Annotated in this window: 22 protein-coding genes; 8 read left to right on the plus strand and 14 right to left on the minus strand. The window is 48.6% G+C overall.

Annotation, left to right across the window (positions count from 1 at the left end; genetic code table 11):
* Positions 1 to 257: 257 nt before the first annotated feature.
* From ychF to rpmH, 14 genes are all read right to left on the minus strand, one after another.
* Positions 258 to 1,358, minus strand: coding sequence for a redox-regulated ATPase YchF (gene ychF / locus C6Y45_RS15130; RefSeq protein ID WP_107586059.1), 1,101 nt, complete (start codon positions 1,356 to 1,358; stop codon positions 258 to 260).
* 161 nt (positions 1,359 to 1,519) lie between these two features.
* Positions 1,520 to 1,717, minus strand: a complete 198-nt coding sequence (locus C6Y45_RS15135) for a DUF951 domain-containing protein (protein WP_107586060.1) — start codon at positions 1,715 to 1,717, stop codon at positions 1,520 to 1,522.
* A gap of 120 nt (positions 1,718 to 1,837) precedes the next feature.
* Positions 1,838 to 2,542: a DUF554 domain-containing protein gene (locus tag C6Y45_RS15140; RefSeq protein WP_107586077.1), complete on the minus strand. Its 705-nt coding sequence runs from the start codon at positions 2,540 to 2,542 to the stop codon at positions 1,838 to 1,840.
* 121 nt (positions 2,543 to 2,663) lie between these two features.
* Positions 2,664 to 3,515 carry a ParB/RepB/Spo0J family partition protein gene (locus tag C6Y45_RS15145; protein ID WP_107586061.1) on the minus strand — a complete coding sequence of 284 codons (852 nt, stop codon included), beginning with the start codon at positions 3,513 to 3,515 and terminating at the stop codon, positions 2,664 to 2,666.
* Entirely contained in the window at positions 3,508 to 4,269 is a 762-nt protein-coding gene (locus C6Y45_RS15150; protein ID WP_107586062.1) for a ParA family protein, read from the minus strand. The genes C6Y45_RS15145 and C6Y45_RS15150 overlap by 8 nt, the downstream gene beginning before the upstream one ends.
* Before the next feature lie 181 nt (positions 4,270 to 4,450).
* On the minus strand, positions 4,451 to 5,302 hold the full coding sequence (gene noc, locus C6Y45_RS15155) for a nucleoid occlusion protein (RefSeq protein ID WP_107586063.1): 852 nt from the start codon (positions 5,300 to 5,302) through the stop codon (positions 4,451 to 4,453).
* A 179-nt stretch (positions 5,303 to 5,481) separates the two neighbouring features.
* On the minus strand, positions 5,482 to 6,198 hold the full coding sequence (gene rsmG, locus C6Y45_RS15160) for a 16S rRNA (guanine(527)-N(7))-methyltransferase RsmG (protein WP_107586064.1): 717 nt from the start codon (positions 6,196 to 6,198) through the stop codon (positions 5,482 to 5,484).
* A gap of 16 nt (positions 6,199 to 6,214) precedes the next feature.
* Positions 6,215 to 8,104, minus strand: a complete 1,890-nt coding sequence (gene mnmG, locus C6Y45_RS15165; protein WP_107586065.1) for a tRNA uridine-5-carboxymethylaminomethyl(34) synthesis enzyme MnmG — start codon at positions 8,102 to 8,104, stop codon at positions 6,215 to 6,217.
* Positions 8,105 to 8,120: 16 nt separating this feature from the next.
* Positions 8,121 to 9,491, minus strand: coding sequence for a tRNA uridine-5-carboxymethylaminomethyl(34) synthesis GTPase MnmE (mnmE, locus tag C6Y45_RS15170; RefSeq protein WP_245922676.1), 1,371 nt, complete (start codon positions 9,489 to 9,491; stop codon positions 8,121 to 8,123).
* 315 nt (positions 9,492 to 9,806) lie between these two features.
* Positions 9,807 to 10,424 carry an RNA-binding cell elongation regulator Jag/EloR gene (jag, locus tag C6Y45_RS15175; RefSeq protein WP_107586066.1) on the minus strand — a complete coding sequence of 206 codons (618 nt, stop codon included), beginning with the start codon at positions 10,422 to 10,424 and terminating at the stop codon, positions 9,807 to 9,809.
* Positions 10,424 to 11,233 (minus strand): YidC family membrane integrase SpoIIIJ, encoded by an 810-nt coding sequence (spoIIIJ, locus tag C6Y45_RS15180; RefSeq protein WP_107586067.1) that lies wholly within the window; start codon positions 11,231 to 11,233, stop codon positions 10,424 to 10,426. The genes jag and spoIIIJ overlap by 1 nt, the downstream gene beginning before the upstream one ends.
* A gap of 54 nt (positions 11,234 to 11,287) precedes the next feature.
* Entirely contained in the window at positions 11,288 to 11,527 is a 240-nt protein-coding gene (yidD, locus tag C6Y45_RS15185; protein WP_107586068.1) for a membrane protein insertion efficiency factor YidD, read from the minus strand.
* A 19-nt stretch (positions 11,528 to 11,546) separates the two neighbouring features.
* On the minus strand, positions 11,547 to 11,897 hold the full coding sequence (rnpA, locus tag C6Y45_RS15190; protein ID WP_107586069.1) for a ribonuclease P protein component: 351 nt from the start codon (positions 11,895 to 11,897) through the stop codon (positions 11,547 to 11,549).
* 211 nt (positions 11,898 to 12,108) lie between these two features.
* Positions 12,109 to 12,246 carry a 50S ribosomal protein L34 gene (gene rpmH, locus C6Y45_RS15195; protein ID WP_105960322.1) on the minus strand — a complete coding sequence of 46 codons (138 nt, stop codon included), beginning with the start codon at positions 12,244 to 12,246 and terminating at the stop codon, positions 12,109 to 12,111.
* A 1,288-nt stretch (positions 12,247 to 13,534) separates the two neighbouring features.
* Between rpmH and dnaA the strand changes: the two genes are divergently transcribed.
* From dnaA to C6Y45_RS17870, 8 genes are all read left to right on the plus strand, one after another.
* Positions 13,535 to 14,890, plus strand: a complete 1,356-nt coding sequence (gene dnaA / locus C6Y45_RS15205) for a chromosomal replication initiator protein DnaA (RefSeq protein ID WP_107586071.1) — start codon at positions 13,535 to 13,537, stop codon at positions 14,888 to 14,890.
* A 196-nt stretch (positions 14,891 to 15,086) separates the two neighbouring features.
* The gene (gene dnaN, locus C6Y45_RS15210; RefSeq protein ID WP_107586072.1) at positions 15,087 to 16,226 is read left to right on the plus strand and encodes a DNA polymerase III subunit beta; all 1,140 of its coding nucleotides are present in this window, start codon (positions 15,087 to 15,089) and stop codon (positions 16,224 to 16,226) included.
* 198 nt (positions 16,227 to 16,424) lie between these two features.
* Positions 16,425 to 16,643: a S4 domain-containing protein YaaA gene (gene yaaA, locus C6Y45_RS15215; RefSeq protein ID WP_107586079.1), complete on the plus strand. Its 219-nt coding sequence runs from the start codon at positions 16,425 to 16,427 to the stop codon at positions 16,641 to 16,643.
* A gap of 12 nt (positions 16,644 to 16,655) precedes the next feature.
* The gene (gene recF, locus C6Y45_RS15220) at positions 16,656 to 17,777 is read left to right on the plus strand and encodes a DNA replication/repair protein RecF (RefSeq protein ID WP_107586073.1); all 1,122 of its coding nucleotides are present in this window, start codon (positions 16,656 to 16,658) and stop codon (positions 17,775 to 17,777) included.
* Between the two features lie 10 nt (positions 17,778 to 17,787).
* Positions 17,788 to 18,060: an extracellular matrix regulator RemB gene (gene remB, locus C6Y45_RS15225; RefSeq protein WP_107586074.1), complete on the plus strand. Its 273-nt coding sequence runs from the start codon at positions 17,788 to 17,790 to the stop codon at positions 18,058 to 18,060.
* A 34-nt stretch (positions 18,061 to 18,094) separates the two neighbouring features.
* Positions 18,095 to 20,008 (plus strand): DNA topoisomerase (ATP-hydrolyzing) subunit B, encoded by a 1,914-nt coding sequence (gene gyrB, locus C6Y45_RS15230; protein ID WP_107586075.1) that lies wholly within the window; start codon positions 18,095 to 18,097, stop codon positions 20,006 to 20,008.
* A gap of 169 nt (positions 20,009 to 20,177) precedes the next feature.
* Entirely contained in the window at positions 20,178 to 22,736 is a 2,559-nt protein-coding gene (gyrA, locus tag C6Y45_RS15235; protein ID WP_107586076.1) for a DNA gyrase subunit A, read from the plus strand.
* Between the two features lie 970 nt (positions 22,737 to 23,706).
* Positions 23,707 to 23,892, plus strand: a 186-nt coding sequence (locus C6Y45_RS17870; RefSeq protein WP_218017823.1) for a hypothetical protein, incomplete at its 3' end; no start/stop codon positions are given.

A 23,892-nucleotide genomic window follows, 5' to 3' on the forward strand; every position in this document is an offset into this window, starting at 1 on the left:
CTGCCCTGCGAAAAAAAGGCCATGTGCAGGGCTTCTTCGGAATGTCCTTTTTTAAGCAGAAGCGTGGTTTTTTGACCCGGGAAGCACGCCCCGATCCGCCTTTCCTGCTTATTTCTTCAAAAAAAAACACAAAAAGTATTGACTGCGGGTAAGAAAGCGTCCTGCGGAGGCGGAAGCAGGTAATCGTATACCTATTAAAAAACTTTATAAACGAAAAGAGAGCAGCTGGATAAATTCCGGCTGCTCTCTTTTGTTTATTACACATTGAAACGGAAATGGACAACATCGCCATCCTTAACGACATACTCTTTTCCTTCCAGACGCACTTTTCCTTTTTCTTTTGCGTTGTTCATGTTGCCTGCTTCTACGAGGTCCTCGTAAGAAACAACTTCGGCACGGATAAATCCGCGTTCAAAGTCCGTATGAATGACACCCGCTGCCTGAGGAGCCTTTGTGCCGCCGCGGATCGTCCACGCCCGTACTTCCTGCTTTCCAGCTGTAAAGTACGTATCCAGACCGAGAAGTGCGTAGGCCGCACGGATCAGCTGATCGAGCCCCGCTTCTGCAATCCCGAGATCATCCAGAAATTCCTGCTTTTCTTCTCCTTCAAGCTCGGCAATTTCCGATTCGATCTTGGCACAGACGACGATAACTTCTGAATTTTCTTTTGCAGCGAATTCCTTCACCTGCTGGACGTACGGGTTTTCGTCCGCTTCCAGAATTTCTTCCTCGCTGACGTTCGCCACATAGAGAACCGGCTTTTCCGTCAGAAGCTGAAAGCCTTTCACGATTTTCTTTTCTTCTTTCGTGAAATCAATGCTTCGTGCCGGGCGCTCTTCTTCAAACGCATCGCGGAGTTTTTTGAGAACTTCAAATTCCGCCATGGCGTCTTTATCCTTCGACTTGGCCATCTTCTCTACTTTACCGATCCGCTTTTCGACTGTTTCCAGGTCGGCAAGAATAAGCTCGAGGTTGATCACTTCAATGTCACGGATCGGATTTACGGAACCGGAAACGTGAGTGACGTTGTCGTCCCCAAAGCAGCGGACCACGTGGGAAATGGCGTCAACTTCCCGTATATGGGAAAGAAACTTGTTGCCGAGTCCTTCCCCTTTGCTCGCTCCTTCGACAATTCCTGCAATATCCGTAAATTCAAACGCCGTTGGAACCGTTTTGTGCGGGTCGACCATTTCAGTCAGCTTCTGCAGCCGGTGGTCCGGTACTTCCACAATCCCGACGTTCGGATCGATTGTACAGAATGGATAGTTGGCGGATTCTGCCCCCGCCTGTGTAATTGCATTAAATAACGTTGACTTACCGACGTTCGGCAGGCCGACGATTCCCGTTGTTAAAGCCATTTATTCATTACTCCTTTATTATGCATTCTTCCGTCATGTCTACATCCTTATCAATTATAGTGACTTCATGAAAAGAACGCAACTGCCGAGTTTTCCTGCTTTCCGTCCTTCCACTCAAGAAGATTGGAAAAAGCGAAAAACCGCCCCGGCCGGACGGCTTTTTACTCTGCTTCTTTTTCGAGCACCCGCTTCATCTTTTTTTCGAAATCACGCCGCGGCATCATGATGCTGTGGCCGCACCCCTGGCACTTAATCCGGATATCCATTCCCATCCGGACAACTTTCCAGCGGTTGGTTCCACACGGATGCTGCTTTTTCATTTCAACGACATCGTTCAGCTCAAACTTTGGCTCTGCCAAAATACTCACCCCTGTTTACTGTATTTCATTACAAGCGTACTTCATCTTTTCGTGCTGTTCCACCATTAATTGTTTTCTCCCGCTGTTTTTTCAGTGGGTGCTGCTTTCTTCATTGGCCTTTTAAAAAAGCCAGCTTTTGAAAAAAACGAAAACAACGATAAGAAGAATAGCCGGGAGGAGGTTTGCGATGCGGATTTTCGGTACGCCGAGAAGATTCAGACCGATGCCGATAATCATGAGGCCGCCGACCGCTGTAATTTCACTGATCACAAGGTCGAGCTGTGATTCCGGAATAAACCGGACAATCCACGTAGCAGCAATTGCAATTCCTCCTTGATAAAGAACTACCGGAACAGCCGAAAAAAGCACACCGATTCCAAGCGTTGCTGCAAATATGACCGACGTAAAACCATCCAGCACCGCTTTCGTCAATAGTACCGAGTGGTCCTGACGGAAGCCGCTGTCCAATGCTCCGATAATCGCCATCGCCCCGACGACGAAAAGCAGCGTGGAGGCGATGAATCCTTCAGCAATAGAGCTTCCTTCTTCCTTTTTCCACTTTCGTTCCATCCACTGGCCGACACCGTTCAGCTTCCCTTCAATGTTCCACCGCTCCCCGAGAATACCTCCGAAGGCCAGACTGAAAATGACGAGCAGAAATTCGTTTCCTTCCATTGCCATGTCGAGGCCGAGAATGAGAACAGCCAGGCCGATAGCTTTCATAACTGTTTCCTGCATGCCTTTGGACAGCCGGGTGAGCCGGCTCCCTATAAGTGCTCCGGCAACGATCGCCAGTCCGTTGACAATAGTTCCAAATAGTATCATGACGTTTTCTCCTGCCTTTACCTGAAATTGCGTTCGGAGCGTTTCCGGATGAAAAGAAGACGCTGGAAGAGGCTGCCCCCGCTCCTGCAGTGGGGACAGCCTCAAAAAAGAATCGTATTATTTATTCCTGCTCTTCTTTGTATAAAAGATGAAAAATCCGCTCCAGGTCTTCTTCGTTCGTGTAGTCAATTTCTATTTTTCCTTTTCGTTTACCGGGTTTGATCTGTACGTTGGTTCCAAAGTAGCTTTTCAATCGTGATTCCCGGCTTTTCCACGACGCAGAAACTGACGGTTTTTTTGTTGTTTCACGTGAAACGCTGCTGTTGGCGCGCTGGATATACTCCTCCAGCTGCCGGACGCTCATTTCTTCCTGTACTACCTTTTGAAGAAGGCCGCTCAGCTCCTGTTTGTTTTTTAAACCGAGCAGGGCGCGGGCATGGCCCATGGATACCTTTCCTTCTGCCAGGTATTCCTGAACAATCTGCGGAAGCTGCAGAAGCCGCACGTGGTTGGCAATGTGTGGACGGCTTTTTCCGAGTCTTGCCGCCAGATCATCCTGGGTTATCTGAAGGTGCTCCATCAGTTTCTGGTACGCTTTGGCTTCCTCCAGCGGATTCAGATTTTCCCGCTGCAGATTTTCAATCAGTGCCAGCTCCATCATTTCATCATCCGTCAATTCCTGAACGACGGCCGGTATTGTTTTCAGTCCTGCTTTTCCGGCCGCCCGGAAGCGGCGTTCTCCGACTACAATTTCATACCCCTTGATACTTTTCCGAAGAGAAATCGGCTGGATGACTCCATGGCTGCTGATTGATTCTGCGAGCTCTCCGAGTGCTTCCTCTTCAAAAATTTTACGGGGCTGGTATGGGTTTGGGCGGATATCTGTCAGCTTGATTTCTTCCACCTGTTTGTCGGGTTCTTTGGATGCGTTTGGAAAAAAAGCATTAATCCCTTTGCCGAGGCCTTTACCCATGGCTGATCACTTCCTTTGCTAGCTCCGCGTAAACGTCCGCTCCCCGGGATTTTGGATCATAGGTCACAATGGATTCCCCATGACTTGGTGCTTCTCCCAGACGAACGGTCCGCGGAATAATAGTTTCAAACACTTTATCACCAAAGTACTTTTTTACTTCTTCCGTTACCTGAAGACCGAGATTTGTCCGGGCATCCAGCATCGTCAGCAGAACGCCTTCAATCATCAGATCGTAATTTAAATGTTTCTGGACGAGCCGGATCGTATTCAGAAGCTGACTCAATCCTTCCAAGGCATAATATTCGCACTGCACCGGTATTATTACCGTATCAGAGGCCGTCAGAGAGTTCAGTGTCAGCAGCCCGAGAGACGGTGGACAGTCGATAATAACGAAGTCGTAATTGTCTTTCACTCTATCAAGCGCCTGTTTCAGCCGCATTTCCCGGGAGATGGCAGACACCAGTTCAATTTCCGCACCGGCCAGCTGAATGGTGGAAGGAATAACGTCGAGTCCTTCCATCGAAGTTGATACAAGAACGTTTTCAGCTTTCTGCTCTTCGACGAGAACATTGTAAATGCATTCGTTAATATCTCCTTTGTTGATTCCGATTCCACTTGTCGTATTACCCTGGGGATCGATATCAACAATAAGCACTTTCCGGCCCTCCTGTACAAGGCTGGCACTTAAATTCACTGCGGTGGTCGTTTTGCCGACACCGCCTTTCTGGTTTGCAATTGCTATGACTTTACCCACTATTCGTCACCTGCCTCACTGCACAACTTTGCTTTTTATTCTATCATGAATTACCGGGAAAGAAACAAAAAGATGGAAACGGCTTCCTTTATTCCTGCTTCGAAGATTGAAAAAAACAGGTGTCCACAGGCAGACTTCAAAGCCCTTCTGAAATGTCAGTAAGCGCCTTTACAGCAGGCGGTTATTTTTTCGGGATACGGATCGTAAACTGATAGTATTCCTCATGCTCCTCTTCTGCCGTATTAATTTTCAATCCGGATTCGTTCACCATATCGACCGAACGGCGGATCGTATTCAGTGCAAGACGGGTATCTCTGGAATAGCTTTTCTGCATCCGTTTTTTAGGGGGTGGAGCCGCCTGTTCCTGCAGTTTGTCCACGGCTGCTTCTGTTTCTTTTACACTCCACGATTCACGTATCAGCTGCTCCAGCAGCTTCTGCTGTACCTCGTCCTCTTTCACCCGGAGAAGCGCCCGGGCGTGACGTTCACTGATATCCCGGTTTAACAGAGCTTCTTTTACTTTCTCCGAAAGCTGCAGCAGGCGGAGTTTGTTGGCGACGGTGGACTGGCTTTTCCCGAGGCGTTCTGCCAGGCCTCCCTGGGTGAGCTCGTGCAGTTTCAGCAGCCGCTCATAGGCAGAAGCTTCTTCAATCGACGTCAGTCCTTCCCGCTGCAAATTTTCAATTAAGGCGACCGACGCTGTTTTCCGGTCATCAAAATCTTTAATCACGACCGGAACTGTCGTCATGCCGGCGTGTTTTGCCGCCCGCCAGCGCCGTTCTCCGGCGATAATTTCGAAACGTTCGTTATTCTCCCGGACGACGATCGGCTGAATCATGCCGTAAGTCTGGATTGTAGAAGCCAGCTCTTCTATACTTTCTTCGTTAAATACGGTGCGGGGCTGAAAAGGGTTCGGCTCCAGACGTTTCACTTCCATCTGTCTGACCGTTTCTTCCCGATCGACAAGCTCTTCTTCCGAAGAAGACTGCTTTTTTTCGCTTAGTCCAAACAATTTCGAAAATGACTGCTTCACAGGTGACACCTTCCTTACAAATCTCTTGTCCTTTCTTTGTTTCACGTGAAACGAAATAAAGGAACTTTCTCTTTTTTACGCTTGTTTCTACGTGATTATATCACGAAACACGCAGTAATATCCTCTTCTTCCGGCACATTAAAAAAGCGGACCCGCTTTAAAAGGCAGGTCCGCTTCTATTAGGAAATCGGCTGTTTATTTGGAGTCCCCGGCTTTCTCGGGAATTTTTTTGATGTCGTTCCAGTTTTTCGCACGTGAATGACTGAGCGTTCTCCGCCTTCTTCCGGGAGTGAAAAATCAAATTTGTTTTCCACACTCCCACCGAGAAGCTGAATGGCTTTTTTGGCATCCTTCAGTTCCTCTGCAGCACCGGAAGCTTTCATCGCAATAAACATTCCGTCTTTTTTCACGAGCGGCAGACAAAGCTCTGTCAGCACGGACATTCTGGCAACAGCACGGGAGAGGACAACGTCGTACTGCTCCCGATGTTCTTTTTTCCGCGCAAACTGTTCTGCCCGGTCATGATAAAAAGCAACTCCTGTTAAATCCAGTTCCTCCGCAAGGGCATTAAGAAAAGTAATACGCTTGTTCAGGGAATCGACAATCGTGACGTCAATTTCCGGAAAACAGATTTTAAGAGGAAGGCTCGGAAAGCCGGCCCCCGCCCCGACATCCACTACGCGGAGCGGACGACGGAAATCGAAGGAAAAAGCTGCGGTGAGCGAATCGTAAAAGTGTTTCAAATACACTTCTTCCTTTTCCGTAATAGCGGTAAGATTCATCCGCTCATTCCAGTCCACGAGAATTTCATAATAGCGGGAAAGGCGCTCGAGCTGTTCCTCATTGAGCGTAATTCCCCGTTCTTCTAATGCTTCCTGTAACTGCTTTGCATTCATCGGTCAGCCGCCTCTCTTATCCTTCTACCACCTTCTGCAGACGTCCCTGTTCCAGGTAGACGTGGAGCACCGAAACATCCGCCGGATTTACTCCGGATACCCGGGAAGCCTGGCCCACGGAAAGCGGACGTACTTCGGATAGTTTTTCTCTTGCTTCCAGAGCCAGACCGCTGATCGCATGATAATCCAGGTCGGCAGGAAGTTTTTTGCTTTCCATTTTCTTCGCTTTCTCTACCTGCTCCATCTGCTTGGCAATATAGCCTTTATATTTTACGTGAATTTCCACTTGTTCCTTCACATCTTCCCCAAGCTCTTTCTCTGGAGGCACGATGCGTTCCACTTCCTGATAAGTGATTTCCGGACGTTTCAGCAGCACTGCTGCGTTCAGCGCTTCTTTCAGCGGAGAGGAATCTTTTTCCTCCATCACCTGAAGAGCCTGATCGGAAACTTTAATTGTCGTATTTTCAAGGCGTCTTACTTCTTCAGCGATCGCCGCTTTTTTCGCTTCGAAGCGGGCAAACCGTTCGTCGGAAATCAGGCCGGTACGGTATCCGGTCTCCGTCAGCCGGAGATCCGCATTGTCATGACGGAGAAGCAGACGGTATTCCGCTCGGGATGTGAGCAGTCGGTACGGTTCTTCGGTACCTTTTGTCACAAGGTCATCGATCATCACGCCGATGTAGGCTTCCGAGCGGTCGAGTACGACCGGTTCTTTCCCCTGCACTTTCATCGCTGCGTTAATACCGGCCATCAGCCCCTGTCCGGCTGCTTCTTCATAGCCGCTCGTTCCGTTGATCTGGCCGGCTGTAAACAGGCCGCTGATTTTTTTCGTTTCGAGCGTCGGCCACAGCTGTGTCGGTACGATCGCATCATACTCGATGGCATAACCCGGACGCATCATCTGCACGTGCTCGAGTCCCGGAATCGTTTTAAGAATGTTGTGCTGCACGTCCTCCGGAAGACTTGTGGAAAGTCCCTGCACGTATACTTCCTTCGTATTACGCCCTTCCGGCTCAAGGAAGATCTGGTGCCGCGGCTTGTCACTGAAGCGGACAACTTTATCTTCGATGGACGGACAGTAGCGCGGACCGGTACCTTCAATCATTCCGGAGTACATCGGAGAACGGGTAAGGTTGCTGTTGATCAGTTCATGGGTTTCTTTGTTCGTGTACGTCAGCCAGCATGGCAGCTGGTCCGTAATATACTCCACCGTTTCGTAGGAGAACGCACGCGGAACGTCGTCTCCGGGCTGAATTTCTGTTTTGTCATAATCGATGCTGGAACCTTTCACCCGTGGAGGCGTTCCGGTTTTAAAGCGCTCCATTTTAAAACCGAGCTCCTGCATATGGTATGACAGGTTGACGGACGGCTGCATGTTATTCGGACCGCTCTCGTAGGAAAGTTCGCCTAAAATCACTTTTCCGCGGAGATACGTGCCGGTCGTGACAATGACAGCATCCGCCCGGTATTCCGCTCCGGTTTGGGTGACGACGCCTTTCACCGTATCCTCCTCGATGATGAGACGTTCCACCATGCCCTGGCGGAGAAGCAGGTTGTCTGTTTCTTCAATTGTTTCCTTCATTTCCTGCTGGTACAAAAACTTATCGGCCTGGGCACGCAGTGCCCGTACGGCCGGTCCTTTTGCTGTATTAAGCATGCGCATCTGAATATGCGTTTTATCGATATTTCTTGCCATTTCCCCGCCGAGCGCGTCAATTTCCCGCACGACGATTCCTTTTGCCGGTCCTCCGACCGACGGATTACACGGCATAAAAGCAACAGCGTCAAGATTCAGTGTGAGCATGAGCGTATCGGCACCGGCTCTTGCAGAAGCAAGTCCCGCTTCCACACCGGAATGCCCGGCTCCGATGACGATGACGTCAAAATCTCCTCCATGATAACTCATAGATGTTATTCCTCCTTTATTTTCCTAAGCAGAACTGCGAAAACAGCTGGTCAATTAAACTTTCGTGCACACTGTCGCCAATAACTTCCCCTAAAACTTCCCATGCCCGTGTAATATCTATCTGCACCATGTCGATCGGCATGCCGCTTTCCGCTGCCGAGAGTGCTTCTTCGACATAACTTTTTGCCTGTTCCAAAAGTGCAATATGACGGGAATTGGAGACGTACGACATATCGCCGCCTTCCATCTCCCCTTCAAAAAACAGCGTACGGATCGCTTCCTCGAGCTGGTCGACTCCTTCATCCTGCAGAAGTGATGTGGAGATGACCGGCTGATCTCCGGCAAGTTGTCTCACCTCGTCGAGGGAGATTTTTTTATCCAGATCTGTTTTATTCACTATAATAATGGCATCCTGCCCGTCGATCAACTTAAAAAGTTCTTCGTCGGACGGTGTCAGTGCTTCATTGTAATTTAACACGAGCAGTGCCAGTTCGGCATCCTTCACTACTTTTCTTGAGCGCTCGACGCCGAGCCGCTCCACGATATCTTCCGTTTCCCTGATGCCGGCTGTATCCAGAAGACGAAGCGGTACACCGCGGACGTTCACGTATTCTTCCACGACATCGCGCGTTGTACCCGGAACGTCGGTAACGATCGCCTTGTTTTCGTGAACGAGACTGTTTAAAAGCGAGGATTTACCGACATTCGGACGGCCGATAATGACTGTCGAAAGACCTTCACGGAGAATTTTCCCCTGGTGGGCGGTCGTGAGCAGCTGCTGCACTCCTTCGGCTACCTCTGTCCCTTTTTCCCGGATCATCTCGAGCGTCATTTCTTCCGCATCGTATTCCGGGTAGTCGATATTGACTTCGACGTGTGCCACGGTTTCAAGAAGCTTCTGCCGGAGTGTTTGAATCTGATTCGACAGTCTTCCCTCCACCTGGTTCATGGCAACGTTCATCGCACGGTCCGTCTTTGCACGGATCAGGTCCATCACCGCTTCTGCCTGGGAAAGGTCGATCCGGCCGTTAAGAAAGGCACGCTTCGTAAATTCCCCGGGCTCCGCAAGCCTTGCCCCGTGCTTCAGAGCCATCTGAAGCACCCGGTTGACTGACGTCAGGCCGCCGTGGCAGTTGATTTCAATAATATCTTCCTTTGTATACGTCTTCGGCGCCCGGAGAACCGATACCATCGCTTCTTCGATCGTTTCACCGGTGGAAGGATCCTTAATATGGCCGTAGTTGATCGTATGAGAGTCCACTTCCATGAGCGGGCGTTTACCGGCGTAAATTTTATCAGCCGTAGGAACGGCCTGTTCTCCGCTGAGTCTGACAATGCCGATGGCCCCCTCCCCCATCGGAGTCGAAATTGCTGCAATCGTATCCATCTTCCCGTGCCTCCTTTCTATATTGTAAAAATGAGCTTCTGTGTATTCTGGCGTTTTTTTTACACAGCCTTTTATAAATAATTCTTCCATTATCGTCATTAAAGTTTACGCTTTTCTCATACCATATAGAGGACACGGCTGAGACTGCTGTATAAAATAAAAATTTTGTTGATTCCAACTTACTAGATTACCACATCCGGCTTCTCCTGAAAAGATGTATGCTTCTGCAGAGCATGCAAAAATCCCGCCGGAAGCGGGAGCTTCCGGCGGGACCGGTATGAAACAAAAGCTGTGAAAAATGGGGTGTTCCGTGTCTTATTTAGGTTTGATGACAACCCTTCGGTTCGGATCTTTTCCGTCCGAATAAGTTTCCACCCGTCCGTCGTTCTGCAGGGCCGAATGAATGATTTTTCTTTCCATCGAGTTCATCGGCTCCAGCTGGACGTCCCGGCGGATGCGGAGAGCTTTTTCTGCAAGCCGTCCGGCAAGCGTCTCCAGAGCTTCTTTCCTGCGGGCACGGTACCCTTCGGCATCAAGATGAATACGTACGAATTTATCGGAAACTTTGTTGGCTGCAAGATTGACGAGGTACTGCAGGGAATCAAGCGTCTGCCCACGGCGGCCGATAAGCACGCCAATTTCCTGACCGCTGATAAGGAAGTAAAGGCCTTCTTTGCGCTCCTCAACTTCCACACTCGCACTGACTCCCATATGATGAATCGCTTCCCTCAGAAAATTCAGGCCGGTCTTTACAGGATCCGGTCTGCGGGTAATTTCCACTACTGCCGGCCTATTGCCGATCAGTCCGAGAAAGCCTTTCTGGGCTTCCTCGACGACGTGGATGTTGACCTCCCCGCGGTCCGCTTCCAGTTTTTCCAGACCCTGCACTACTGCTTCCTCTACTGTACGCCCAGATACCGTCACTTTATTCACTAGCTCTTCGCTCCCCCCGTTTTGGTCTGCTTAGAACCTTCTTTATTTTTTCCTACGTTAGGACCGGTGATAAAGTATGTCTGCACAATCATAAACAGGTTACCGATAACCCAGTACAGCGCAAGGGCCGACGGGAAGAAGGCGGCGAATGCCATGATCATGATCGGCATAATGTAAAGAAGTGCCTTCATCTGCGGGTTGTCCTGCACCATCATCATTTTCTGCTGTATGAACGTTGTCGCCCCTGCGACAAGCGGCAGTATGAAAAACGGATCCGCGCTTCCAAGCTCAAACCAGAGAAATTCCTGCGGCGTACCCGTGTAGCTCGGGTCCACGTCCGGATTAATCTGCGGCGTGCGGATAATTGCATGGTAGAAAGCGATCAGAATCGGCATCTGTACGAGAATCGGCAGACACCCGGCCAGCGGGTTGACACCGTGCGTCTGGAACAGCTCCATCATTTCCTTTTGAAGCTTCTGCTGGGTCTGCTGATCCTTTGCACTGTATTTTTCCCGGAGTTCCTTCATCTGCGGCTGGAGAGCCTGCATTGCTTTCGTACTTTTCGTCTGCTTGATCATCAGCGGAAGAATCAGAATACGAAGCAGGATCGTTACGATAATAATCGCCAGCCCGTAACTGTTGTTCAGAGCATCAGCAATAGTTGTCATCAGCCAGGACAGCGGATACACAAAAAACGGATCCCAGATCCCGCCTGCGTCGGATGTAATCGGCTCATTAATGTTAAAACACCCTGTCATCAGCAGCATGACGCCGATAAACATGGATGCAATACTTATTTTCTTAACCACTCTTGGTCCTCCTAACTTTTTCGTCACACATGAAATAAATTCCTTCTTTGTTCTCTACTGATTTTTACGGACGGCGCTCCTTTTTTCCGGCACCGGATCAATTCCTCCCGGATGAAAAGGATGACACTTCAACAGCCGCCGTACTGTCAGATAAAGGCCTTTCCCTGCACCGTGCACCTGTACAGCCTCCAGGCCGTAGTGGGAGCAGGTCGGGTAAAAGCGGCAGGAGGGCGGCGTCAGCCGGGAAATATACCTTTGATAAAATCGAATCATTCCCACCAGTATTCTTTTCATGATGTCACCTCGAAAAATCTCAGCGGGTTCTCCGCCTGTAGAGTTTGGCTACTTTCAGCACGTGCTTCAAGGATTTCTGGACTTCCTCCAACTCCATCGAAGCTGCAGGTTTTCTTGCGATAATGACGACATCACAGTCCTGCCTGAGCTCTTCGGCTGTACCGCGCAGCGCTTCTTTCATCAACCGTTTTATCCGGTTGCGCTGGACGGCATTTCCAAGCTTTTTGCTTACAGAAAGGCCGATCCGGACGTGTTCCTGCCCGCGTCTGGAAAGCTGATATACGACAAACTGGCGGTTGGCTGCTGATTTTCCGTGCTGGAACACCTTCTGGAACTCTTCGTTTTTTCTTAAACGATGCTGCTTTTTCATTCACGGGCACCTCTTCATAACAGCGCCTGTGACGCTATTCATTTTACCTAAACTTATGTGCTGATTCAATCACTGTTCCTTAAAGTCACAAAACGGTCACGAACCGACAAGAAGCCGTCCTGCAGGTTTCAAGGACAGCTGCCTGTTTTTACTATATGAATACATCTGCTTCCTGTAAAAAAAGACCACTGATCATCCAGTGGTCTTTTTGTTACGCAGATAGAACCTTTCTTCCTTTGCGGCGGCGGTTGGCAAGAACTTTACGTCCGTTCTTCGTAGCCATACGCGCACGGAAACCGTGATTCATCTTACGCTTGCGGTTATTTGGATTGAATGTTGGCTTACCCATGTGAAAACACCTCCTGCTTACTCATATTAAAACAATAAGTTCTGTTTATTGTCATGATCGATCTCGCCAAAACCGCAGTCTGCGGCAGGCAGTCTTGTAAATTATAAATTTTTAGCTTACACCTGTCAAGAGTAACTTCGATTTCCTCTTTAATAACGAAGGCCTCCTCGGAAACAGAGCATTTCTGTACGATGAACACCATTTTGGGTTTCCATCTCTCCACTTATCAACATCCTGCTTTAATGCAGCTGATAAAAAGGCTGCCTTGAAAATAAAAAAATGAACGTTCGCTTTCGTTTCCATGGAGAGGCTTTCCATGTCCACTGCAGCTTACGGTAAAAAAGACCAGGCATAAAACAGGCTTCGTTCCTTATGGTGCAATGATTTTTTATGAATGTCTCTATATAAAGCTGCGGGTTGTTTTTGAAGGTTGTCTGATGCTCTTTACGCCTGCCGCGGTTTTACAGAAGAAAGAACAGCGTTCATGAAAAGGAGAACTTATCTTTTCTACGACAATACGAAGCGGAAACCGGCCCGTGGAAGAAGGAAATTGGAGAAGAGGGCGCAGCCTGTCCGAAAATCTCCTTCACGGCAGACCGGTTGGAAGCGGAGTGTTTCTCCAGCCGTCAGCGAACTTAAACATAGCTTAATAAAAAAAGGAGAGGCTTACTTTTTTATATTTTCTTTTTGAAGTGGTGTTCTTCCCATCCATCTGCAAGCAGAATTTTTTCAGCACTTCTCTCTGCCTGTTTTCTTCCACGTTTTTGCACCTCTTGTCTTCTTCCGGTATATCGTCAGTATCTGTTACTGCTTTTTTGCTTGTACAAATTTCTCATTTTTTCCTTCACGCCTTCTCTGTGGATAATTTTTTTGCCTTATTTTTTTCTTCCACACACCTGCACACAAGTTCTTCACAGTATCTAGTGTTGTGGATAAAAATTGAGCACAACCCCTTGAATAGTGTGGATAACTTTAAAGAAACGTTGTCAGGCTCGCTTTTTTTTGGTACGATAGTGATGTTTTTTCTCGTGGAAAAATATTTGCAGCTTTAATTCTATCCACAGCTGTGCATAAAGGTGTGGATAGTTGTACAACATGCTTAATAAGTTTATCCACAAAGTACCGGAAATTGTTGATTACCTCTTTTCTACTATAATATGTGATATGCACATCCCCTGTGTGTATTTTTATTCATCCGGGTTGTACAACCGTTGTACATACTGGAGGGGGATGATTAATTTCCGGTAGGCTGTTACAGAACAGAGAGTCGCGTAAAGGAGGGAAAAGTGTGGAGAATTTAGATGATCTCTGGGAGCAGGCGCTTCAGAAAATCGAAGAAAAGGTCAGCAAACCAAGTTTTGATACGTGGTTTAAGGACACCCAGGCGGATTCCATCAACCAGAGTTCAAACACGATTACTGTGATTGCACCGAATGAGTTTGCCCGGGACTGGCTGGAAAACCGCTATTTCAATATTATTACCGATACACTGCAGGAGCTGACCGGGGCAGAACTGGAAGCAAAATTCATTCTGCCGAAAGAAGAAACCGCCGAGCCCGAGATGGACATCAGCAGGAAACCGCCGGAGCCGGCCGCAGATACACCGGGTGAGCCGCCGAAGCACATGCTGAACCCGAAATATACGTTTGATACATTCGTTATCGGCAGCGGCAACCGGTTTGCCCACGCAGCGTCACTCGCTGTCGCGGAAGCACCGGCTAAAGCCTACAATCCGCTGTTTATTTACGGGGGAGTAGGACTGGGTAAAACCCACCTCATGCATGCGATCGGCCATTATGTGATCGATCATAATCCGGATGCAAAGGTCGTCTATTTGTCATCGGAGAAATTTACGAATGAATTCATTAATTCCATCCGGGATAACAAAGCTGTCCATTTCCGCAATAAATACCGGAATGTGGACGTGCTTCTGATAGATGATATTCAGTTTCTTGCAGGAAAAGAACAGACACAGGAAGAATTTTTCCACACGTTTAATTCCCTGCATGAAGAAAGGAAGCAGATCGTTATTTCCAGTGACCGGCCGCCAAAGGAAATTCCGACGCTGGAAGACCGGCTCCGTTCCCGCTTCGAATGGGGACTGATTACGGATATTACCCCGCCGGATCTGGAAACAAGAATTGCTATTCTCCGGAAAAAAGCCAAAGCAGAAAATCTCGATATCCCTAACGAAGTGATGCTTTATATAGCGAACCAGATCGACACGAACATCCGGGAGCTGGAAGGGGCGCTTATCCGCGTGGTCGCTTACTCCTCGCTCATTAATCAGGATATGAACGCTGATCTTGCAGCTGTTGCGCTGAAAGATATTATTCCCAACGCGAAGGCGAAGGAAGTAACAATCGATGACGTCCAGGCTTCGGTTGCAGCTGCTTTTGGAGTCAGAGTCGAGGATATGAAAGCGAAGAAACGAACGAAAACCGTCGCTTATCCGCGGCAGATTGCGATGTATCTTTCCAGGGAAATGACGGATCACTCGCTTCCGAAAATTGGTGCGGCTTTTGGAAAACGGGATCATACGACCGTTATTCACGCCCATGAGAAAATTTCCAAACTGCTCTCTGAAGACAGTGAACTTCAGCAGCAGATTAAAGATATAACGAACCAGCTCCGCTCTTCCTAAAAACGGCTGTGCAGATTGTGGAAAACCGTTACGCACTTATACACACTTTATCCACATGTTTATAACTTTATCCGCCCGGGTAATTTGAGGGTTATCCACAAATGCACAGGCCCTAGTACTACTACTGCGGGTTTAAAATAAATAATTAATATTAATATACAGTCACAGAGGACTGTGAAAAGGAGGCCGCCGATTTATGAAATTTACAATTCAGCGGGATATATTTGTCCAGAACATTCAGCACGTTTCCAAAGCTATTTCATCAAGAGCAACCATGCCGATTCTCTCCGGTCTGAAAATCGTCGCATTTGACGATGGTGTGACACTGACGGGAAGTGATTCCGATATTTCGATCGAAGCATTTATACCGGCAGAAGAAGGGGATAAGCAAGTAGTGGATGTGGAAAAACCGGGGGCCATTGTTCTTCAGGCGAAATACTTTGCTGATATTATCAAAAAACTTCCGGAATCCACGGTGGAAGTATCCATCAATGATCAAAACGTGACGAAAATCAGCTCCGGAAGCTCGGAGTTTAATTTAAACGGACTTGATCCGGATGAATTTCCGCGTCTTCCGGAAGTGGAAGAAGGAAATAAATTTCAGCTGAAAACCGACCTTCTGAAAGCTCTTATTAAGCAGACAGCTTTTGCTGTGTCCACAGCGGAAACCCGGCCGATTCTGACAGGGATCCACTGGGGAATGGAGGAAGGCCGCCTCATGTGTACAGCTACTGACAGCCACCGGCTTGCGATGCGGGAAGCAGCAGTGGAAGGGGCGGAGGAAGCGGACTTTTCCAATGTTGTTATTCCGGGGAAAAGCCTTTCAGAGCTGAGCAAAATTCTCGACGATACGGAAGATACGATTGATGTCACCGTGACGAACAACCAGGTACTTTTTAAATCGAAGAATATTCTTTTCTTTTCCCGGCTTCTTGACGGGAATTACCCGGCAACGAAAAACATGATTCCAACAAATTCCAAAACAAATGTGCAGGTCGACGCGAAAAAGCTGCTCGCAGCCATCGAACGGGCACTGCTTCTTTCCAGAGACGGCAAAAATAACGTCGTTAACCTGAAATCGCTCGGAGAAACTAAACTCGAAATCACTTCTGTTACTCCTGAAGTAGGAAAAGTAACAGAGGAAGTTGCCTGCGATCAGTTTGAAGGAGAGGAACTCCGGATTTCCTTTAACGGTAAAAACATTATCGACGCGCTGCGCGTAATTGAGTCCACGGACGTCACGATTCAGTTTACCGGGGCGATGAGCCCATTTATTATGCGTCCGGCCGACCGCGATTACATGCTTCACCTGTTCTCGCCGGTAAGGACTTATTAGTACAAATACGAACAAATATTTGGTATAATAAAATAACAGACCAACAAAGCCCATCAGAGGAAAAACAGCTTCTGGTGGGCTTTTCCGCCATGCATTAAAAGCTGGCAAAGTCGGTTGGCGTATTCCGTAATATTTTAGTACAATGTAGGATGAGGCAATTTTGCACGTATCAGACGGGAAAGTGAGTTGACATACAGTATGGAACATCGGATAACGGTGCGGGGAGAGTACATTACGCTCGGCCAGGCATTAAAAGAAGCAGCCATCATCCCTTCCGGAGGAGCAGCCAAACCTTTTCTCCAGGAATTTCCTGTGGAAGTAAACGGAACGGCAGACAACCGCCGCGGAAGAAAGCTCTATCCGGGAGATCACGTCGTGATTGAAGAGGTAGGAGAGCTGCGGATTGAGGCAGAGTAATGGAGGCGTCCCGTGCAGATAAACGAGCTGACCTTAAAGGACTACCGCAACTACGAAGCACTGACGCTTAAATTCCAGAACCAGGTAAACGTGATTCTTGGGGAAAACGCCCAGGGAAAAACGAACCTGATGGAATCCATCTATGTACTCGCCCTTGCCAGATCCCACCGCACGCCGAGGGACAGGGAACTTATCCGCTGGGACAAGCCCTTCGCCCGTATAACCGGAGGATTTACGAACCGGAACGGCCCAATGGAAATGGAAGTTATTTTTTCGAAACAGGGGAAGAAAGTAAAAGTGAATGCGATCGAAAAAAAACGACTGAGCGATTATATCGGCACCTGTACCATTGTGATGTTTGCACCGGAAGATTTAACACTCGTCAAAGGAAGCCCGCAGATACGGCGGCGTTTTCTCGATATAGAAATGGGTCAGATCAATTCGGTCTACCTGTATTACTTATCGCAGTACTACAAAGTTCTGAAGCAGCGCAATCAATGGCTGAAGGAGCTTCGGGAAAGAAAAAGGGAAGCGGATGAAGCCATGCTCGACGTCATGACCGAGCAGCTGACGGTTTCCGGAGCGGAAGTGTTAAAAAGGCGCTTTGCCTTCACGGCGAAGCTCGAGGAGTGGGCCCGGCCCATTCATCATGATATAAGCCGCGGAAAGGAAGAGCTTTCTGTTTATTATGAACCGACTGTGGACGTGGATGCCTCCATGACGATTGAGGAGATCCGTCAGGCTCTGCAGAAGGAATTCAGCCGGGTAAAAGAACAGGAAATGCGGCGCGGAACGACCCAGATCGGTCCACACCGGGATGATCTGGCCTTTTACGTCAACGGCCGGAATATTCAGACGTTCGGCTCGCAGGGACAGCAGCGGACGACGGCCCTTTCTTTGAAACTTGCCGAAATCGAGCTGATCCACGAAAATACGGGTGAATATCCGATTCTTCTGCTGGATGATGTACTTTCGGAGCTCGACGACCACCGGCAGACACATCTTCTGAATTCAATCAGAGGAAGAGTCCAGACGTTTGTGACGACAACGAGTGTAGAAGGAATCGACCATCATCTTCTCGATGAGGCGGCTACCTTTTATGTCGAAGAAGGAACGATTTCGAAAAAAGAATGAGGTGGAATCCATGTTTGTACATTTAGGCGGGGATCTCGTGATAAAAGCGGAACGAATCATTGCCATCCTGGACCATGAAAGCGGGGAGACGTCTTCGGAGAACCGGGCTTTCATGAAGGAAAATGAGGAGCAGGGACTGACGCAGAACGTCACAGCTGATCCAGCCAAATCCATTGTTGTAACAGAGGACACGGTTTATTTGTCACCGATTTCGTCGCACACGCTCAGGCGCCGTGCGGAAAACATGACGTTTGCAGGCAACGAAGAAGAATCCATCCGCTGATTGAAATCAGTGGAAGAAATGCAGGTGAAGAACATTGAGTCTTGATAATCAATCGTATGATGAAAGTCAAATTCAGGTGCTGGAAGGTCTGGAAGCTGTCCGAAAGCGTCCTGGTATGTATATCGGTTCCACGAGCGGACGCGGGCTGCATCATCTCGTCTGGGAAATCGTCGACAACAGTATCGATGAAGCGATGGGGGGACACTGTGACACTATTCACGTAACCATCGGAAGAGATAACTCTATTAAGGTGGAGGATAACGGCCGGGGTATTCCTGTCGGTATGCATGAAAAGATGGGCCGGCCGGCTGTTGAGGTCATTATGACCGTCCTGCACGCAGGCGGTAAATTCGGCGGCGGCGGCTATAAAGTATCCGGCGGTCTGCACGGCGTAGGGGCTTCTGTTGTAAACGCCCTTTCCAGCAGACTGGAAGTAAAGGTATACAAGGAAGGCCAGATTTATTTTATCGATTTCGCCCGCGGAATTCCTTCAACGGAGCTTCAGGTGATTGGCGAAACAGAAAAGCAGGGAACAGAAATTACGTTCTGGCCGGATGAGGAGATCTTTACCGAAACGACGGAATATGATTTTGATATTCTTGCCAACCGTCTCCGCGAGCTTGCTTTCCTGAACCGCGGTCTGCGCATCTTTATTAACGACGAGCGGGACGAGGGGAAAGAAGCAGAGTACTATTACGAAGGCGGAATTAAATCGTTCGTAGAACACTTGAACCGTACGAAAAGCCCGCTGCATGAGCCGCCGATTTTCCTGGAAGGGGAAAAGGAAGGTATCCAGCTGGAGATTGCGATGCAGTACAACGACGGTTTCACGAGCAGTCTGTATTCTTTTGCCAACAACATCAACACCCATGAGGGCGGAACGCATGAATCCGGGTTTAAAACCGGACTGACGCGTGTTATTAACGACTACGCCCGGAAAAACAATCTGTTTAAGGAAGCAGACCCGAACCTCGTCGGCGACGACGTCCGTGAAGGGCTGACAGCGATTGTTTCCGTGAAAATTCCGGATCCGCAGTTTGAAGGCCAGACGAAAACAAAGCTCGGAAACAGTGAAGCCCGGACAATAACGGATTCTCTCTTTTCGGAGCATATGGCAAAGTTTCTTGCGGAAAATCCGACAACCGCCCGTCAGATTGTTGAAAAGGGGCTTATGGCTTCCCGCGCCCGCGACGCTGCGAAAAAAGCACGGGAGCTCACCCGGCGTAAATCGGCCCTGGAAGTAAGTTCTCTTCCCGGTAAACTGGCGGACTGCTCCTCACGGGACGCGTCAATCAGTGAGATATACGTCGTAGAGGGGGATTCAGCGGGAGGTTCTGCCAAGCAGGGACGTGACCGCCATTTCCAGGCAATTCTTCCTCTCCGCGGAAAAATTATCAACGTGGAAAAATCACGGCTTGATAAAATTCTTTCCAATAACGAGATACGGGCAATTATTACGGCTCTCGGTACCGGAATCGGAGAAGATTTTGATATTTCCAAAGCCCGTTATCATAAGATTATTATTATGACGGATGCCGACGTGGACGGAGCCCATATCCGTACCCTTCTGCTTACTTTCCTGTACCGCTACATGCGGCCGTTGATCGAAGAAGGCTATATTTATATTGCCCAGCCGCCGCTCTACAAAGTAACGCAGGGCAAATCGGTGCAGTACGCTTACAACGAAAAAGAAATGGAGCGGATTCTTTCAGAACTTTCTCCGACGCCGAAGCCTGGTCTTCAGCGGTACAAGGGTCTTGGGGAAATGAACCCGACCCAGCTGTGGGAAACGACGATGAACCCGGATATGCGGACCGTTATGCAGGTCAGCATGGACGATGCACTGCTTGCGGATGAAGTGTTCGAAACACTGATGGGGGACCGCGTGGAACCCCGCCGGGACTTTATCCATGCCAACGCCCATTACGTGAAAAACCTGGATATTTAAGCTGTGGTGCACTGCGAAGGTTGTTCCCGGGCCTCTGTTCCGGAGAACAGCCTTTGCACTGTTTCGGTGCCGTATTGCAGGCTCCACAGATTCCATAGAATAAAAGCAGCACGGCTGCTTCTGCTGAAAAACCGGTGCCTTCAGGCATCTGGTGAATGGAGGGGAATACATGTCTGATCAGCAAGATAATCCAAGAGTAAAAGATATAAATATCAGCCAGGAAATGCGTACGTCCTTTATGGACTATGCGATGAGTGTTATCGTCAGCCGTGCACTTCCGGATGTACGGGACGGCCTGAAGCCGGTCCACCGCCGGATTCTTTACGCGATGAATGAACTCGGTATTACGTCGGATAAAGCCTACAAAAAATCTGCACGTATCGTCGGGGAAGTTATCGGTAAGTACCACCCGCACGGTGACTCGGCTGTATATGAAACAATGGTCCGCATGGCGCAGGACTTCAGCTACCGCAATATGCTCGTTGACGGCCACGGAAACTTCGGTTCTGTCGACGGTGATGCTGCAGCTGCGATGCGTTATACGGAAGCAAGAATGTCCAAAATTTCCATGGAGCTTGTCCGTGATATTAAGCAGGATACAATCGACTACCAGGAAAACTACGACGGATCAGAAACGGAGCCCGTCGTTCTTCCCGCGCGTTTTCCAAATCTGCTCGTTAACGGGACATCCGGAATCGCCGTAGGTATGGCAACGAACATCCCTCCTCATCATTTAAGCGAAGTGATTGACGGGGTGCTCGCTCTCTCGAAAGATCCGGATCTTACGTCACTGGACCTGATGGAACATATTCCGGGGCCGGACTTTCCGACAGGAGCGGAAATTATCGGAGTTTCCGGTATCCGCCGGGCGTATGAAACAGGGAAAGGCTCCATCCTTATCCGGGCAAAGTGCGAAATCGAAGAGAAAAACAACAAGCAGCGCATTCTCGTACACGAACTTCCGTACCAGGTGAATAAAGCGAGGCTGATCGAAAAAATTGCTGAGCTCGTCCGTGATAAAAAAATCGAGGGCATTACGGATCTGCGGGACGAATCTGACCGTACCGGCATGCGTATCGTCATTGAACTGCGGCGGGACGCCAACGCCAACGTGCTTCTGAATAACCTTTACAAGCAGACCGCCCTCCAGACAAGCTTCGGGATTAACATGCTCGCACTCGTCAACGGCCGGCCGAAAGTACTTTCCTTAAAAGAAACGCTGTACCACTACCTGGAGCACCAGAAAGTGGTTATCCGGCGCCGTACCGCCTACGAGCTGAAAAAAGCCGAGGCACGGGCGCACATTCTGGAAGGTCTGCGTATCGCGCTGGATCATCTGGACGAAGTTATTGAACTTATCCGTGCTTCCCAGACGACAGAAGCGGCCCGCACCGGTCTAATGGAACGCTATGAGCTTTCCCATGATCAGGCCCAGGCGATTCTCGATATGAGGCTTCAGCGCCTGACCGGTCTTGAACGGGATAAAATTGAATCAGAATATAAAGATTTGATCGCAAAAATCGCTGAACTTAAAGAAATCCTGGCCAATGAAGAAAAAGTGCTGGAGATTATCCGTGAGGAACTGATCGATATCCGGGACCGCTATGCTGATGACCGGCGTACGATTATTACGCTCGGGGAGGATACGTTTGAGGACGAAGATCTGATTCCACGTCAGAACGTGGCGATTACGCTTTCCCATCAGGGCTACATTAAACGCCTTCCGGTATCCACCTACCGCAGCCAGAAACGCGGCGGACGGGGAGTACAGGGAATGGGTACGCACGATGAAGATTTCGTGCGCCATCTCTTTGTAACCAACTCGCATGATCACCTGCTTTTCTTTACGAATAAAGGCAAGGTGTACCGTATCAAAGGCTATGAAGTGCCCGAGCAGAAGCGGACATCGAAAGGCATTCCTATCATTAATCTGCTTCAGATTGATCAGGATGAGTACATCAGTACCGTTATTCCGATTTCCGAGTTTGCCGAGAACCAGTCGCTTTTCTTTATGACGAAATACGGTGTTTCGAAGCGTACTGAACTTCAGGCCTTTAAAAAGATCCGCCGCGGCGGGCTGTTTGCTATCAAGCTCCGTGAAGGGGACGAGCTGCACGGGGTGCGCCTGACAAACGGGGATCAGGAAATTATCACCGGTACGAAAAAAGGCCAGGCAATCCGCTTTAACGAGCAGGACGTCCGGCAGATGGGCCGTACAGCTGCCGGGGTGAAAGGAATTCAGCTGACAAACGGAGACGAAGTTGTCGGCATGGATATTCTGCATCCGGATCAGGATGTGCTGATCGTTACGGAGGAAGGCTTTGGAAAGCGGACACCTATTGAAGAATACCGTCAACAGACACGCGGCGGTAAAGGAATCAAGACGTGTAACATTACGGAGAGGAACGGAGACCTTGTGTCACTGAAAGTAGTGGCAGAAGATCATGACCTCATGGTAATCACTACGAACGGAGTGCTTATCCGTATGCACGTGGCGGAAATTTCCCAGACAGGCAGAAATACACAGGGAGTACGACTGATCCGTGTCGGCGACGGCGAATTTGTTTCTACCGTGGCCCGTGTGAACATTTCGGATGAAGAAGACGAAGAAGAGGAGCTTCTGGAGGAAGGCAGTGAGCCGGAAAACGAAGAGCCGGAAGAAAACGGTTCGGAGGAAGCAGAAGCAGTAGAAGCAACAGAAGAAACAGGAGATTCAGAGGAAGAATAAAATTAAGAGCGTCCGGTGGGAAACTGCCGGGCGCTTTTTTAATGTATAAATAATGGGGGGAATTTTTATGAAGGAGTGCTGGATCCGGTGAATATAAAACGGAACTGCGGGCAGGCCGCGTCGTAAAAGGTATAGTCAGCTTATGTACGGCCAAAAATAGAAGTCCCCCGGCTGTTTAACTTTTCGTTTTTAAACAGCTGCTGCTTGATTGGTTTCTGCAGATTCTCTTTTTCACAGCAGACATAATTTTATTTGAACAAACAACCCTGCTCCGGTTTTCTGGAAGCCGGGTTTTATCTATATAGAAGGTTTCGCATCTGTTGTAATGAAATGAGTACCAGCATAATCTTCTTTAAGGAAAGGCTGTCGTAAAAAACGTTCTATTTTTTAGTAGAAGGCTCTGTTAAAGCTTCGGGGTGTTTGTGAAGGTGTCCCATCTGTACGGGAGGATCTGCGCACTTCCGCAGGCGTCTCTGCCCGGATATCGGTTTTAAGGAATAAAGAACAGTGCTCATGAAAAGCAGAACTTTTCTTTTTCTATGAAAAAACGGCCGTTGGAAGCGAAGTGTTTCTCCAGCCGTCAGCGAAAATAACTCGGTAGAAAGAAGGGATGTCATGATAAAAATATACGTCTGCCATATTTTTAATGGGGAATATCCAGACATTAATTAAGGATTAAAAATAAAATGTGCATAGAAGAATATATTACCGGTGCAATGAGAATCAATATGTAGATAAAATATCTTATTCTTCCCTGCATGTAGACAGGTGAAAAAACAAATTTTCTGAATATGTTGAAACGGTTGCGGAAGCTGAAAATGCTGTGGTACATTTAATCTCGCTGGCGCAGAAACACACCGGCATGCATAAAATTCTCCCAAAAAAGTTATTGACTTTCTATAATGGAGAATATATAATGTAATAAGTCGCCATTGAGGAAGAGGCGCAATTTTTTATCTCTATTTGCCCTTTGAAAACTAAACAAAAGACGATTGTGAAGGAAAAAGAGAATGAATCATTCTCTGTCAATTTTTTAAAAAGAATCTTTAGCCAGATTCCGTTTTGCAAGCGAAGCATCCTGCTTCGCGATGTCAGAAGTTCAAACTTCGACGATTTATCGGAGAGTTTGATCCTGGCTCAGGACGAACGCTGGCGG

Origin of the sequence: Alkalicoccus saliphilus (assembly GCF_003044065.1) — a bacterium.
Lineage (GTDB): Bacteria > Bacillota > Bacilli > Bacillales > Salisediminibacteriaceae > Alkalicoccus > Alkalicoccus saliphilus.

Bases quoted from the DNA above. Each gene is read 5' to 3' on its own strand.
- ychF (WP_107586059.1), bottom strand. From the start codon at position 1,358: ATGGCTTTAACAACGGGAATCGTCGGCCTGCCGAACGTCGGTAAGTCA.
- C6Y45_RS15140 (WP_107586077.1), bottom strand. From the start codon at position 2,542: ATGATACTATTTGGAACTATTGTCAACGGACTGGCGATCGTTGCCGGA.
- C6Y45_RS15145 (WP_107586061.1), bottom strand. From the start codon at position 3,515: ATGGGTAAAGGCCTCGGCAAAGGGATTAATGCTTTTTTTCCAAACGCA.
- rsmG (WP_107586064.1), bottom strand. From the start codon at position 6,198: ATGAATGCAAAGCAGTTACAGGAAGCATTAGAAGAACGGGGAATTACG.
- mnmG (WP_107586065.1), bottom strand. From the start codon at position 8,104: ATGAGTTATCATGGAGGAGATTTTGACGTCATCGTCATCGGAGCCGGG.
- mnmE (WP_245922676.1), bottom strand. From the start codon at position 9,491: ATGGATACGATTGCAGCAATTTCGACTCCGATGGGGGAGGGGGCCATC.
- yidD (WP_107586068.1), bottom strand. From the start codon at position 11,527: ATGAAAAGAATACTGGTGGGAATGATTCGATTTTATCAAAGGTATATT.
- rnpA (WP_107586069.1), bottom strand. From the start codon at position 11,897: ATGAAAAAGCAGCATCGTTTAAGAAAAAACGAAGAGTTCCAGAAGGTG.
- rpmH (WP_105960322.1), bottom strand. From the start codon at position 12,246: ATGGGTAAGCCAACATTCAATCCAAATAACCGCAAGCGTAAGATGAAT.
- dnaN (WP_107586072.1), top strand. From the start codon at position 15,087: ATGAAATTTACAATTCAGCGGGATATATTTGTCCAGAACATTCAGCAC.
- yaaA (WP_107586079.1), top strand. From the start codon at position 16,425: ATGGAACATCGGATAACGGTGCGGGGAGAGTACATTACGCTCGGCCAG.
- remB (WP_107586074.1), top strand. From the start codon at position 17,788: ATGTTTGTACATTTAGGCGGGGATCTCGTGATAAAAGCGGAACGAATC.
- gyrA (WP_107586076.1), top strand. From the start codon at position 20,178: ATGTCTGATCAGCAAGATAATCCAAGAGTAAAAGATATAAATATCAGC.